We start from the raw sequence: 13,362 nt of genomic DNA, 5'->3' as shown, positions 1-13,362 counted from the left end.
GAACGGTTTCACAGAACCTGATCCAGCACGCGCTTGAGCCGCCCGATGGTGCCGTCAACGTCATACAATTTGTCCAAACCAAACAGACCGAGGCGGAAGGTGCTGAATCCTTCGGGCTCATCACATTGCAGCGGCACACCTGCTGCGATCTGCATGCCCAAAGCCGCAAATTTCTTACCATTCTGAACATCTGGATCTGAGGTATAACTGACCACAACGCCCGGCGCGCCAAATCCGTCCGCCGCAACAGAGATAATACCGTATCCCTTCAAGAGCTCCCGCACTCCATTTCCCAGATTCCATTGAGCATTTCGAAGAGTTTCCCAACCGCTTCGCTCGGTCTCGACCATCGTATCGCGGAACGCCTTCAACGCATCCGTGGGCATGGTCGCGTGATACGCGTGCCCGCCATTTTCATAGGCTTGCATTATCTGCCGCCATTTCTTCAGATCAACGGCAAAGCTGTCAGACGTCGTCTCCTCCAACCGCGCTTCGGCACGCTCAGAAAACATGACAAGGCCCGCGCAGGGCGATGCGCTCCAGCCTTTCTGGGGGGCCGAGATCAGAACGTCCACACCGGTGGCCTTCATGTCGACCCAAGCACAACCCGAGGCGATGCAGTCCAGCACCATTAACGCCCCAACCTCATGCGCCGCCGCGGCCATGGCAGTCACGTAATCGTCGGGCAGAATTACACCGGCCGAGGTCTCTACATGTGGGGCAAAAACAACGTCCGGACGCTGTTCACGGATTGTTGAAACAACCTCGTCAATCGGTGCGGGGGCAAAGGGCGACGGGCTGGAATTGCCGGTTTCACGAGCCTTAAGAACCGTCGCCGACGCCGTCAGATCACCGGATTCGATGATCTGGCTCCAGCGGTAGGAAAACCACCCGTTCCGAACGACAAGTACATTGGCGTTGCGTGCAAATTGCCGGGCGACGGCCTCCATCCCATAGGTGCCACCACCAGGGATAATCGCCACACCATCCGCATTATACACATCCTTCAGCAACCCCGAGATGTCCCGCATCACCTGTTGAAACTGCACTGACATGTGGTTCAGAGACCGATCCGTAAACACGACCGAGAACTCTTCGAGCCCAGAGGGATCGACGGTGTCCAATAGCGCTGGCATGGTTTGTCCTTTCAAATTGTCGTCAGCGGCCTCGCGACCCGGGTTAGTTTGCCGAGACCCGTACTGAACCCGAATATCTGGCCTAAGGGAACCAAAAACAAAACACTCAAATGATATTTTGTTGGTCGAATCTGGCAAGAAATGACGCCAATTAGTGTCAGTCGCCCTTTACACTCTGACGTGTTTCTGACCAGATGCACTCACTTTGCAGAAGAAAGGTATTTCGACAGGTGAATGCGCATAAGCGGATCAGTTTTCAAGTTGTACGGGACGAAGTCAAACGGCGGATCGAAAGCCGCATTTGGCCGCAGGGATCGCTTCTGCCAACCGAAACACAGCTTGCCGAGGAATTCAATTGCGCACGCGCGACAGTGAACCGTGCCCTGCGCGAGCTTTCTGATCAGGGCTTTGTCGAGCGCAAACGCAAAAGCGGGACCCGGGTCAAAAAGGAACCCAGCAAGCACGCCAAGCTAGAATTTTCGTTGGCTCGTCAAACGGTTGAAAGCCAAAATGCAACCTATCGGTACTCGCTGGTTGAACGCAACGTGGTCGCAAGCCCCGGTTGGCTGGCTTCACAGATCGGTGTTTCCGCGGACATTCGCGTCCTGCAAGTCATCTGCATGCATTATGCCGACAACCGTCCCTTCCAGTTGGAAGAACGCTGGATCAACATAGATGCGGTACCCGAAATCGAACATGCTGATCTGAGCACCCAGGGCCCCCATGAATGGCTATTGAACGCCTCTCCGTTTACCGAGGCTGAAGTCTCCTTTTGCGCGATCTCCGCGGACGGACGATTGGCGGAATTCATGGGAACTACCCCCGGAACGTCGATGATCCAGCTAGAGCGCACGACCTGGAAGAACGGAAATCCGATGGCATTTGCCCGGATGACACACCATCCCGGATATTGCATCCGCACGCGGTACTGAACGGGCTTATCCGATCGGTCCCGGCAAACGTTCCTCACTTAGCAGGACGTTGGCTTCGACATCTCCTGCGCCGGGCAAGGTCATTATCCGACGGCGCAGGACACGCTCAAAATCCGACAGGTCGCGGGCAACAACCCGCAGACGATAATCGTACAGACCCAGCACATGCTCAACTGTCTGAACTTCGGGAATTGCACTAACCGCGCGCTCAAAATCCTCCAAACTGATCTGTCCCTTGCGTGCCAGTTTTACGCCTAGGAACACGGTCACGCCGAATCCCAACGCCTCGGCATTCAGGCGCAGCCGGCGACCTTTGATAACGCCCGAGGTTTCCAGCCGGCGGATGCGGCGCCATGTCGCCGGTTGTGACAGACCCAGCTTACGCCCCAACGCCCCGGCGCTCTGGGAGGCGTCCTGAGCCAACGCACACAGTATTTTTCGGTCCAGCTCATCCAATTCGGTCATACCGGCAAGACCTCTTCGCTCTTGACCCTCGCGATATGCATCAAGGCCTCAATATCCGCGATATGCGGCAGGGTCAGAATGCGGTCACGGTAGAGTTGTTGGTAGTGTGACATGTCCCTGGCAATCACCGACAGCCGCACATCCACCCTGCCCAGAAATGTTTGCAATTCGATCACCTCGGGCACTTGCCGGGCGGCGGCAGTAAATTCGTCAAACGCGCGCGATTGCGTCTTGTCCAGCGTTACGCGCAGCGAAACCTCGACCGCATACCCAAGCGCCGCCCAATCGATCACGGCCTCCTGCCCCTGGATTATTCCGGTTGCCTGCATCTTTTCGACCCGGCGCCAGCAGACACCCTGGCTGATACGGCAACGCTCGGCCAGTTCCGCAGCAGTCAGGCTGGGATCGGCCTGAAAGTGGCGCAGGATTCGGCGGTCTATGTCATCAAGCATGAATTTTTCGCATTTCTGGTGTTACACGAATTATTCTTCATCTTTTTCACAAATACTCAAGTGCAACCCTATCGCCAATACAACATCCGGCAGGTAAAAACCTCGGCAATCTAACCAGAAAGGACCGGCGACATGCGCGTCTATTACGATCGCGATTGCGACATCAACCTGATCAAAGACAAGAAAGTGGCGATCCTGGGCTACGGCTCGCAAGGCCACGCCCACGCACTGAACCTGCGCGACTCGGGCGCGAAGAACCTTGTCGTCGCTCTGCGCGAAGGCTCCGCATCGGCCAAGAAAGCTGAAGCCGAAGGCCTGGAAGTCATGGGCATCGCCGAAGCGGCAGCCTGGTGCGACGTCATCATGTTCACCATGCCCGACGAACTGCAGGCCGAGACCTACAAGAAATACGTGCATGACAACATCAAGCCCGGCTCTGCCATTGCTTTTGCCCATGGCCTGAACGTGCACTTCGGATTGATCGAGCCGAAAGAAGGCATCGACGTCATCATGATGGCCCCCAAAGGCCCCGGCCACACCGTACGCGGCGAATACGTCAAAGGCGGCGGCGTGCCTTGCCTGGTCGCTGTTGACAGCGACGCGACCGGCAAAGCCCTAGAAATCGGCCTGTCCTATTGCTCAGCCATCGGTGGCGGCCGCTCGGGCATCATCGAAACCAACTTCCGCGAAGAGTGCGAAACCGACCTGTTCGGTGAGCAGGCCGTTCTGTGCGGCGGTATCGTCGAACTAATCCGTTGTGGTTTCGAAACTCTGGTTGAGGCAGGTTATGCACCCGAAATGGCCTATTTCGAGTGTCTGCACGAGACCAAGCTGATCGTTGACCTGATCTATGAAGGCGGTATCGCGAACATGGATTACTCGATCTCGAACACTGCCGAGTACGGCCAGTACGTCACCGGCCCACGGATCCTGCCCTATGAGCAGACCAAGAAAGCGATGAAAGAGACGCTGTCGGACATCCAAACCGGCAAATTCGTGCGTGACTTCATGCTGGAAAACGCTGTTGGTCAGCCGACCATCAAAGCGGCTCGCCGCCACAATGATGAGCACCAGATCGAGCAGGTTGGTAAGAAACTGCGCGACATGATGCCGTGGATTTCCGCCGGCAAGCTGGTCGATCAGGAAAAGAACTGATCCTGCCAAGCGAATGCGAAAGGGCGGCCCATCTGGCCGCCCTTTTTTGTCCATGCCCCAAGCCGAGACGAAGATGGTCCAGCACCCCACATCCCGCGATTGGAGCGGCGTTATCATCCTCGGCCTGATCTGGGGCGGGACATTCATGGTCGTTGCCATGGCGCTGGAAGGGTATGGACCTATCACCGTCGCCACCGCGCGGACGACGCTGGGCGCAGTAATGTTGCTGGGGCTGATGGCCGCTACAAACCGCAAGCTACCCTCGGGGTCGGCCGCCCTGTGGGCTTCGGTCATCGTGATCGGTATCTTGTCCTCGGCCCTGCCCTTTGTTCTGCTAAGCTGGGGGCAGCAATACGTACCGTCCGCCTTCGCGGGACTGTCCATGGCCGCAATCCCTCTGATGGTACTGCCGCTGGCGCACTTCTTTTCGGACGAGCCCCTGAACCTGAGAAAACTGGTGGGCGTGACCCTTGGATTCTGCGGTGCGTTGGTGCTGATCGGCCCCGGCTTGGCGCAACTCGGCCACGGGTCGGAACCTTTGGCGCAACTGGCCTGCATCGGGGCCGCTTTATGCTATTCCTGCGCGTCGATCTTCACCCGGCAGTGCCCGCCCATTGATCCGGTGGTTCTGGCCGCCCTGACCCTGCTGGTCGGCGCAGTAATCCTGCTGCCGATCATGTTCGTGACTGAAGGCGTCCCGACATGGGAAGGTACCCGCCCAAGCATTGCCATCATCGTTTTGGGTTTGGTCCCTACGGCATTCGCAACACTGCTGCGCGTATCCGTCATTCGCAGCGCAGGATCGGTGTTCATGACACTCGTTAACTACCAAGTGCCAATCTGGTCGATGGTGTTCGGCGCATGGGTCCTGTCCGAGGCGTTGCCGCTGCGCTTTTTCGTGGCGCTGGCCATGATCCTGACAGGTCTTGCCATCAGTCAGTGGTTCAGCCTGCGAAAGATGCTGACCGGGCGCTAGCCTGTGACGGCCTCGACTTCGGCAACGATGCCGTCGACAACCTGGGTCAGCAGCGCATCATCTTCACATTCCGCCATGACGCGGATCAGAGGTTCGGTACCCGACTTGCGGATCAGCAACCGCCCCTGCCCGTTCAGCCGCGCCTCAGCGTCAGAAATTGCAGCCTGCACGCTGGCGGCCTCAAGCGGGGCTTGTCCTTCGCCATAACGCACATTCTTCAGCATTTGCGGTACGGTTTCGAACTGCACCGCCAATTCCGATGCTTTGCGACCCGTATGCACCATCTCCGCCAGGAAATGGAGGCCCGCCATCAGGCCGTCACCTGTGGTCGCGTAATCGCTCATGACGATGTGGCCTGATTGTTCGCCGCCCAGATTGAACCCGCCTTCGCGCATACGTTCAACGACATAGCGGTCCCCGACGCCGGTGCGCTCCAGACGCAGACCATGGTTTTCAAGATGACGTTCCAGACCTAGGTTCGACATCACCGTTGCAACCAACGCACCGCCTTTCAGGCGGTCTGCCTCGGCCCAACTGGTCGCCAAAAGCGCCATCAACTGATCGCCATCCGCGACCTGACCATTCTCGTCGATCATGACGACGCGATCGGCGTCACCATCCAAACAAATCCCGACATCTGCACCATGGGCCACGACGGTTTCGGCAGCCAGCTGCGGTTTGGTCGAGCCACAGTTGAGGTTGATATTCTTACCATTCGGCGTGATGCCGACCGGGATCACCTCGGCACCCAGTTCCCACAAAACCTCGGGCGCCGTGCGGTGCGCGGCCCCATTGGCGCAATCGACTACAACTTTTAGCCCATCCAAACGCAAGTCACGCGACAGCGAAGATTTGACGCGTTCACCATATCGGAATCGCGCATCATCCACCCGTCTGGCACGGCCGATATTCTGGGCCTGCGCAGGTTTGACACCTTCTTCGATCAGCCTTTCAATCTCGAGCTCCGCCTGATCAGACAGCTTGTATCCGTCAGGGCCAAAGAACTTGATACCATTATCTTCGGCCGGGTTATGGCTGGCCGAAATCATGACCCCCAGATCTGCGCGCATCGACCGTGTCATCAGACCGACAGCGGGCGTCGGAACCGGCCCAAGCAGCAACACGTTCATCCCGGTCGAGGTCAATCCGGCCGTCAGGGCGTTTTCCACCATATAACCGGACAGGCGCGTATCCTTACCGATCACCACACGGTGAACGTCTGATTGGTCACGGCGAAAGTAACGGCCAGCGGCGGCCCCGATGCGCAATGCCATTTCAGCCGTGATTGGATGGGTATTGGCTGTACCCCGCACCCCATCGGTTCCGAACAGCTTGCGCATAATGTCACTCCGTCATTTCTTGCCTGCCTCCGCCTTACCGGACGGCGGCCCAAAGGCGCAAGGCCTGAGCGGTTTCTGCAACATCGTGCACGCGCAGAATTTGAACGCCTTGTGACAATCCAGCCAGCCCTACGGCGATTGATCCCGGCGCGCGGGCGCCCTTGCGCGGCTCTTTGCCAATCTGCCCAATAATACCTTTTCGGGACACACCCAGCAGGATCGGGCAACCTAGACCATGAAACAGGCTGATCCCTTGCAGCAAGGCCAGGTTATGTGCCTCGGTCTTGCCAAACCCTATGCCTGGATCAACGATAATCTGATCCCGGTCCAACCCGAGTTTTTCGAGACGATCTACCTGCCCTTCAAGGAAATCGTAGACATCCAGCAGAACGTCGTCATAGGTCGGGTTGTCTTGCATCGTGCCCGGGTCACCTTGCATATGCATCACACAAACCGGGGCACCAACTTTTACACAAAACGGTGCAAGCTGTGGGTCAAAGGTAAATCCTGTTACATCGTTGATCAGCCCTGCTCCGGCCTCCCACGCTGCTTTGGCGACGGCGGATTTGCGCGTATCGATGGATATCAACGCATCAGTGCGGGATTTGATCGCTTCGATCAGGGGGCGGGTCCGGGCGATCTCTTCATCTTCGGGCACGAAGGTTGCTCCGGGTCGGGTCGATTCGCCGCCGATATCCAGAATGGTTGCGTCTTGTGACACCATTTGCTCAGCCGCAGATTGGGCCGCGCTGACCGAATTGTGCACGCCGCCATCTGAGAAGCTATCTGGGGTCGCATTCAGAATGCCCATAATGTGCGGACGATCCATGGCAAGGCCGGCGACATCGACACGCGGACGCGTCAGACGGTCCAGCACGTCGCCCGGCACATCCTCCACAGCAATGACCCTTGGGGACTCTTGACGGCTTAACCGTTCGACATTGGTAAACCACAGCGGCTGGCCCGCAATTGAGACAGCCCCCGAAGGACGGTTCAGACCATTCTGAACCAGAGGTCGAAAATAAGCGGTCACAGTTGTGCCTGATCCACCGAGATCGCACGCAAAGGGGTTTCAGAGGCGTCGGGCAGCGCGCCGCCGATCACCATCATCTCACTCGCCTCAAAAGTGGCAGCAAACCATGCCGCCAGCGCCACCGCATCCGAAGGTGCCGCCGATTGGCCGTCAACAGCATCCAGCACGATTTTTGAGGGTGCCCAGACGCAAATCTGACCATTTTTCATGGCCCAATCCAGCTCAGTCCGCGTTGAAACGACAACACAGCGGTGATCGCGGGCAGCCAAAACCCAGGCGTTCTGTTCAATCGCCAACAGATCAATTCGGCGTTGGGTCATCGCGTGGCCAGTCTGTGAAACAGGCATATCCGCCGCGCCGACACATAGGATCAACGGGCGTTCACGATTTTCCAGCTGATCGATCCATCCGGTCAGATTGGGCGATGCGATAGCCTCGTTCGACAGAAAGGCCAGTCGGGGATGCGGGCGCTCTTCCTCGACGACGTCGTGATGAGCCTTGTCTTTTCCGCGCACAATCTCGACACCCAAAGCCCCAGGACCGCGATCAAGTTTTTCTATTCTGACGAAGGCTCTTACGGCCTGTGGCTCAAGTAGAATTCGTTCTGCAACTCGGTCCGCCAGAGTTTCCAGTAAGTTGAGCCGTTCCGCCGCAAGCTCATACGCGATCGCCTCAGTCACCCGGTCGTAGGACAGGATGCGATCCACGTCATCGTCGATGGGATCACTCAAGGGGCGAACTTCCACTACTATGTTAAAACAAATACGCTGGGTCGTTCCACGCTCGGCCTGAAACGCGCCGATTTCAACCTCGACGATATGGTCGCGCAGAGAAATTCGATCCAACGGCCCCCGGGCAGCGGTCGCTTCGGACCGCTCGGACGGGTGCGCAAAGGCAAGACGGATTTCAGAGCTCATACAGGCGGACCTTTTCGGGCTTTGTGGACGTGTTTGCCCAAAATAGACGATGCGCGCGCGTATAGCACCGCAACATGCGTCTTTCCAGCCATCGAATGCGGCGTCAGCTGACGCGGAACCAGCTCATCATGCCCGAGGCGGCGTGTCCCAGCATATGACAATGCAGCAGCCAGTCGCCTGGGTTATCTGTGACCAGAGCGATTTGACGGGTCTGGCCCCGGTCCACCAGTACAGTGTCGCGCCAAGGCCCCAAACTGCCATCCGGCAGGATGAGCCGGAAGTGGTGACCATGCAGGTGCATGGCATGAGGGAAAGCGGTTTCGTTCACAAATTCGATCCGGTGCACCTGACCCAGACGCGCATCCAGAAACGGATCCTTGGGTCGTTCCGCGTATCCGTTCAACGTCCAGAACCTGCCCAGTTGAGCCAGCTCACGGCCTGTCAGGTCCTGATCGCCAAGCTTGGCCCCTTCCAGCCATCGCATCGCGCCGCCCTGCAGGGACATGCGATGCAGCGGTGCCTGATCATACTGAAATTCAGGCATATTGTTCGCAGGCAATGGTTCAATACCCTGCCTTTGCGATATGGAGGCCACGGAAACTTGAAAGCGTACCAAGCCATAGCCGCCGTCCCGCTCGATACTGGCGAGACCCGCGACTTCCCCGGACGCGGACGTTACATCCACGACAAGGTCCGCCCGTTGTGCGGGCGCAAGTGGGAAGCTGTCCTCTACAGGCAATGGAACTGCTAGCGGCATCCCATCCAAAGCCACAATCCAACCTGCAAGCCCGTCCAACGCCAAATCAAATATCCGAGCGTTCGATGCGTTGATCAGGCGTAATCGCAATCGTTCCCCCGATCCAACAGGGTATGCCGGATCGAAACCGCCATTGACGGACACCAGATTACCCAGCCGCCCCGCATGGCTAAGATCGTGCCCATTGTCAAAATCGTCCACGATATGCGCTGTTTCCGGGTCCAGCCGCCAATCGTCTAGCATCAGCGTCAGATCCTGATCAATATCCGGCGGGCTAGATTCTTCAACGATCAGGGGTCCATAGAGACCTCGGGCAACCTGTTCGGTAGACCGGTTATGCGAGTGATACCAATAGGTTCCTGCATCTGGCGCAACAAAGTCATAGTCGAAGGATTGGCCCATCTCGACCGCGTCCTGCGTCAACCCGGGCACGCCATCCATTGCGTTGTCGATCCGAATTCCGTGCCAATGCACTGCCGTCGGTTGAGACAGGTTGTTTATCAGCTTGCGACTGACGCGCCCGCCCTGAGGCAATCGGATGTCGACTCCGGGAACGCGGCCGCCATAGGTCCAAACCGGCGTAGCTGGATATCCGTCAGGCGCAATCTGTTGCACCGCTTCTTGCGCGACCAGATCAGAGCTGACCGCATGTGCTACCTTTGGCAGCAGAGCAAGCGCGGTCGAAGTTTGCAGAAACCGTCTGCGGGATAACATCATGGCGGACCTCCTGGCCCGCTACATAAGGCAGAAAACGCCCCGCGCAATCAAGGTTCCAGCGCGGGTGCGTCAATCAGTTGCTCGCGGTCCGATAGTTGTGGCGGTAGAAAATGTGAACGCCGATCCGGGCCGTTTCTTTGTAGACGCGCGACCATGACGGGCGCACCGCCTTGGTGTGGTAATGGGTCGCCCCTTCGGTCAGCCCGACGCCAACGCCGTCGATTGCCGCACGGGCAACCTTGGACACACGCTCATAGGCTCTTTTCTCGCGGATAACTTCTTTCTGACCATCGCAGGTGTAGGTGAACTGGCATTGGTACTTCTTACCGGTTCCCTGCTTGATCACCCCGCACAGCGAACTTGGAAAGCGGCTACTTTTGACCCGGTTCAGGATCACCTCGGCCACGGCAAACTGACCGCGAACGCTTTCGCCGCGCGCTTCAAAGTAAAGCGCCTCAGCCAGACATTTGAAATTCTCGTCACCAGCGGCAGTCGGCAGTTGATCCAGCCAATCCTTGGAATAGGACACCTGTTGCAGCACAGGTTCTTTACGTGGCTTGAACAGGCCCAAGTAGTCGCGAAACTTTTGCCCGGGCAATTCGCTCCGGGTTACAAGTTCGCGTTTGGCAGATTCGGTGGCTTCCCTCTCGGCGACGGAAACACTCGGCAGCACGGTTGCTGCCAATGTGGCAACAGCCAATATGTATCGTAGCATCAGATAACCTCGCACAGGCACAATTAGCGCCAGACCCTCCCCCGGCGGGCGCGATGAGGCTCATACCGAATTCAAACGGCAACGTCTAGTTCTGACGGAAAAGCAAGTGGAAAATCGCCGTTTCGTCAACAATATTTGACGACGGCGCTTTCTGTTACCTACTAATTCTAGAGTGCCGCCCTTCTGTCAACCCCCAAGTCTGGACGAAATCGCCAGTTGAGCGGCAGCCAGCCGAGCGACAGGTACTCGGAAGGGTGAACAGGACACGTAGTCAAAGCCCAATTCCCGGCAAATGGCGATTGATTCGGGGTTACCGCCATGCTCGCCGCAAACTGACAATGTGACTTCTGGTTGTGCTTGCCTGCCGCGTTCAGCCCCCAGTTTAAGCAATTCGCCAACTCCGTCCGCGTCCAACACATGAAACGGGTCTTCGACAAAGACACCCTGCCGGACATAAGCCGACATGAACCGGCCTGCGTCATCGCGGGACAGGCCATAGGTCATCTGCGTCAGATCGTTTGTTCCGAAACTTAAAAACGCGGTTTGTGGCGCGATCTCGGCAGCCCGCAAACAGGCCCGAGGGGTTTCTACCATCACGCCTAGCCGATACTCAAATTCCTGCCCGCGTTCACCGGCGACGGCTGCTGCCACAGAATCGATGCGCGCCTTAACCAGCTCGACCTCGCGCTTGGCGGATACCAGCGGGATCATCACCTCGGGCACCACCGGCGCTCCGTCTTTGCTGGCTTCAAGCGTCGCCTCAAAAATCGCACGCGCCTGCATGTCGTAGATTTCCGGAACTGTCACGCCCAGACGCACACCGCGCAAGCCCAGCATCGGGTTGTATTCGGTCATGGCGTCGACGCGGCGTTCGACATCTGAAACCGGCAGGTCCAGCGCTTCGGCAAGTTCGCGTTGGCCTGTGCGCGTTGTTGGCAGAAATTCATGCAACGGTGGATCGAACAGGCGGATACAGACAGGCTGTCCCTCCATGATCCGGAAAAGCTGGGCGAAGTCATCGCGCTGCATCGGCAACAGGCGTTCCAAAACCGCTTCGCGACCGGATGAGGTCTGCGCAAAGATCATCTCGCGCATTACGATCAGGCGACCGGGGTCAAAGAACATATGCTCGGTCCGACACAACCCGATCCCTTGCGCCATGAAGTTCCGCGCTGTTTGTGCGTCAGCGGGTGTGTCCGCATTGGCGCGAATTGCGATGTCCCGCTCTGCGTCAGCCCAGCCCATCAGGGTCTGGAAACAGTCATCCAACGCGGCCTCGAGCATCGTCGGCTTCCCAGCCAACACCTGCCCCGAGCTACCGTCGATGGTCAATGTGTCGCCGGTTTTGAAGACCCGCCCGTCGGGAGCCATCAGCTGTTTTTTCTTTGTCTGAAAACGCATCTCGGACGCGCCGACGATACACGGCAGACCCAAACCCCGGCCAATCACCGCCGCGTGGCTGGTCATGCCGCCCTTTTCCGTCAGGACCGCCACGGCGGCATGCATGCCCCGCACATCTTCCGGAGAGGTCTCGCGGCGCACCAGAATGCATGGCTCCCCCCGCGCGGCGCTTGCCTGCGCCTCGGCCGAGGTGAACACGATCTTGCCGGTCGCAGCACCCGGACTGGCGGCAATTCCGGTGGTCAGGGTGTCTCGTTCCGCATCAGGGTGAACCTGCCGGTGCAACAGCTCGTTCAGGGAATGCGGATCAACCCGCATTACAGCCTCTTGCGGCGGGATGATCCCGTCTTCCGCAAGCCGCACGGCGATGCGCATCGCGGCCCGGGCACTGCGTTGCACCCGTACACCGTCCAAAATGTGAACGTGGCCGTTTTCGATCACGAACTCGACCTGCATTTCCTCGCGCAGCTTGACCCGCATCAGCGCTGCATGCGTCTTGAGGTCCGCAAAAGCCTCGGGCGCGACATCTTCCAAAGACACTCCGCGCGGGTCCTTTTCGAGGTACAGCGCCGCGACGCCTTCCCCTAGCGCATCCCGTCCCTGACTTTGGCTCAGATACCGACCGGTGATCTGAGGCAATCCAGTGGTCGGATCAATCAGTTGCAGCACACCCGATCCGCACTCGCCCTGCCCGACGCCGGGGATCATCTCTTGGATCACCAAACCCAGACCCGCGTCCGCCGGCGCACCCTTGGCCTGACGCAACAATCGGGCCGAGGTGCCCTCCCATGCCCGGGCCATCGAACGCAGCACGGCAATCAGCTGCTCTCCGCGATCCTGTGGAAAGGCTTCGTCCGTCTCGTCCTCGTAAGCCCGCAGAGATTCCTGCAGACCTTCACGGCCATCTGCATCGATCTCGTCAAACACATCGGGGTCCAGCCGCGCAACATGAACGGCATAGCTTTGGACAAAGCGCAGATACAGCGCTGCGGCGGCCTCGACCCCCATCGAATCCGACAGGTCGACATAGCGCGCGTCATTCATGCCGATGTTCAGGATGGCACCCGGGCCGCCCCAATCGGGATCTTCGGAACTGGGCCGGACACACAGCAGCGCAGTCTGATCAAACTGCTCAAGAACAGCAGCTAAATCCGGCACCTGTCCGTCTGATATCTGATGCACCGCATCAAACGACAACGCGACCGTTCGTGGAACCGGCAGTTCCAGACGAACCAGACGTTGCAAACATTTCGCGCGCCCGCCATGCGTGTTGGCGGCAACGGGCGCTTCGGACGTGATAAGCGTAGTATGTGGATTATTCTGCACTGCGGCACCTTTTGGTTTCACCGCAGCATAAGCCCCTGCA

The 13,362-nt window shown here is 58.3% G+C and carries 12 protein-coding genes; 3 read left to right on the top strand and 9 right to left on the bottom strand.

Annotation, left to right across the window (positions count from 1 at the left end; translation table 11 throughout):
- Window positions 1–8: 8 nt before the first annotated feature.
- Complete coding sequence (locus tag AC2FI8_RS00400) at window positions 9–1,136, bottom strand: aminotransferase class V-fold PLP-dependent enzyme (RefSeq protein ID WP_496776386.1); 1,128 nt, start codon at window positions 1,134–1,136, stop codon at window positions 9–11.
- Window positions 1,137–1,366: 230 nt separating this feature from the next.
- On the opposite strand from AC2FI8_RS00400, the gene hutC reads away from it, so the two are divergent.
- Entirely contained in the window at window positions 1,367–2,068 is a 702-nt protein-coding gene (gene hutC, locus AC2FI8_RS00395) for a histidine utilization transcriptional repressor HutC (RefSeq protein ID WP_496722205.1), read from the top strand.
- A gap of 6 nt (window positions 2,069–2,074) precedes the next feature.
- On the opposite strand, the gene AC2FI8_RS00390 is transcribed toward hutC, so the two are convergent.
- Window positions 2,075–2,533 (bottom strand): Lrp/AsnC family transcriptional regulator, encoded by a 459-nt coding sequence (locus AC2FI8_RS00390; protein WP_108858912.1) that lies wholly within the window; start codon window positions 2,531–2,533, stop codon window positions 2,075–2,077.
- Window positions 2,530–2,985, bottom strand: coding sequence for an Lrp/AsnC family transcriptional regulator (locus AC2FI8_RS00385; RefSeq protein WP_108858913.1), 456 nt, complete (start codon window positions 2,983–2,985; stop codon window positions 2,530–2,532). Before AC2FI8_RS00385 ends, AC2FI8_RS00390 begins: the two co-directional genes overlap by 4 nt.
- 132 nt (window positions 2,986–3,117) lie before the next feature.
- On the opposite strand from AC2FI8_RS00385, the gene ilvC reads away from it, so the two are divergent.
- Both ilvC and AC2FI8_RS00375 read left to right on the top strand, forming a co-directional pair.
- Window positions 3,118–4,140 (top strand): ketol-acid reductoisomerase, encoded by a 1,023-nt coding sequence (gene ilvC, locus AC2FI8_RS00380; protein WP_058273912.1) that lies wholly within the window; start codon window positions 3,118–3,120, stop codon window positions 4,138–4,140.
- Between the two features lie 73 nt (window positions 4,141–4,213).
- Window positions 4,214–5,116, top strand: coding sequence for a DMT family transporter (locus AC2FI8_RS00375; protein WP_496776383.1), 903 nt, complete (start codon window positions 4,214–4,216; stop codon window positions 5,114–5,116).
- On the opposite strand, the gene glmM is transcribed toward AC2FI8_RS00375, so the two are convergent.
- The 6 genes from glmM to AC2FI8_RS00345 all read right to left on the bottom strand — a co-directional run bounded on the left by glmM (window position 5,113) and on the right by AC2FI8_RS00345 (window position 13,343).
- Window positions 5,113–6,456: a phosphoglucosamine mutase gene (glmM, locus tag AC2FI8_RS00370; protein WP_058273913.1), complete on the bottom strand. Its 1,344-nt coding sequence runs from the start codon at window positions 6,454–6,456 to the stop codon at window positions 5,113–5,115. The genes AC2FI8_RS00375 and glmM overlap by 4 nt on opposite strands.
- Before the next feature lie 34 nt (window positions 6,457–6,490).
- Entirely contained in the window at window positions 6,491–7,489 is a 999-nt protein-coding gene (folP, locus tag AC2FI8_RS00365; protein WP_496776380.1) for a dihydropteroate synthase, read from the bottom strand.
- Complete coding sequence (locus tag AC2FI8_RS00360; RefSeq protein ID WP_496776378.1) at window positions 7,486–8,406, bottom strand: dihydroneopterin aldolase; 921 nt, start codon at window positions 8,404–8,406, stop codon at window positions 7,486–7,488. The genes folP and AC2FI8_RS00360 overlap by 4 nt, the downstream gene beginning before the upstream one ends.
- A 103-nt stretch (window positions 8,407–8,509) precedes the next feature.
- Window positions 8,510–9,880, bottom strand: coding sequence for a multicopper oxidase family protein (locus AC2FI8_RS00355; protein ID WP_496776376.1), 1,371 nt, complete (start codon window positions 9,878–9,880; stop codon window positions 8,510–8,512).
- A 73-nt stretch (window positions 9,881–9,953) separates the two neighbouring features.
- Window positions 9,954–10,595: a cell wall hydrolase gene (locus AC2FI8_RS00350; protein ID WP_058277625.1), complete on the bottom strand. Its 642-nt coding sequence runs from the start codon at window positions 10,593–10,595 to the stop codon at window positions 9,954–9,956.
- A gap of 186 nt (window positions 10,596–10,781) precedes the next feature.
- Window positions 10,782–13,343 carry a putative PEP-binding protein gene (locus AC2FI8_RS00345; protein WP_496776375.1) on the bottom strand — a complete coding sequence of 854 codons (2,562 nt, stop codon included), beginning with the start codon at window positions 13,341–13,343 and terminating at the stop codon, window positions 10,782–10,784.
- Window positions 13,344–13,362: the final 19 nt, after the last annotated feature.

The sequence above is a fragment of the Ruegeria sp. CDSB029 genome, assembly GCF_059611125.1.
Note: the sequence above shows the minus strand (reverse complement) of the source record. Positions and strands in the feature narration are given on the sequence as shown.

Excerpts from the sequence above, each read along its gene's own strand:
- AC2FI8_RS00400 (WP_496776386.1), bottom strand. The coding sequence starts at position 1,136 with ATGCCAGCGCTATTGGACACCGTCGATCCCTCTGGGCTCGAAGAGTTC.
- AC2FI8_RS00390 (WP_108858912.1), bottom strand. The coding sequence starts at position 2,533 with ATGACCGAATTGGATGAGCTGGACCGAAAAATACTGTGTGCGTTGGCT.
- AC2FI8_RS00385 (WP_108858913.1), bottom strand. The coding sequence starts at position 2,985 with ATGCTTGATGACATAGACCGCCGAATCCTGCGCCACTTTCAGGCCGAT.
- ilvC (WP_058273912.1), top strand. The coding sequence starts at position 3,118 with ATGCGCGTCTATTACGATCGCGATTGCGACATCAACCTGATCAAAGAC.
- AC2FI8_RS00375 (WP_496776383.1), top strand. The coding sequence starts at position 4,214 with ATGGTCCAGCACCCCACATCCCGCGATTGGAGCGGCGTTATCATCCTC.
- glmM (WP_058273913.1), bottom strand. The coding sequence starts at position 6,456 with ATGCGCAAGCTGTTCGGAACCGATGGGGTGCGGGGTACAGCCAATACC.
- AC2FI8_RS00360 (WP_496776378.1), bottom strand. The coding sequence starts at position 8,406 with ATGAGCTCTGAAATCCGTCTTGCCTTTGCGCACCCGTCCGAGCGGTCC.
- AC2FI8_RS00355 (WP_496776376.1), bottom strand. The coding sequence starts at position 9,880 with ATGATGTTATCCCGCAGACGGTTTCTGCAAACTTCGACCGCGCTTGCT.
- AC2FI8_RS00350 (WP_058277625.1), bottom strand. The coding sequence starts at position 10,595 with ATGCTACGATACATATTGGCTGTTGCCACATTGGCAGCAACCGTGCTG.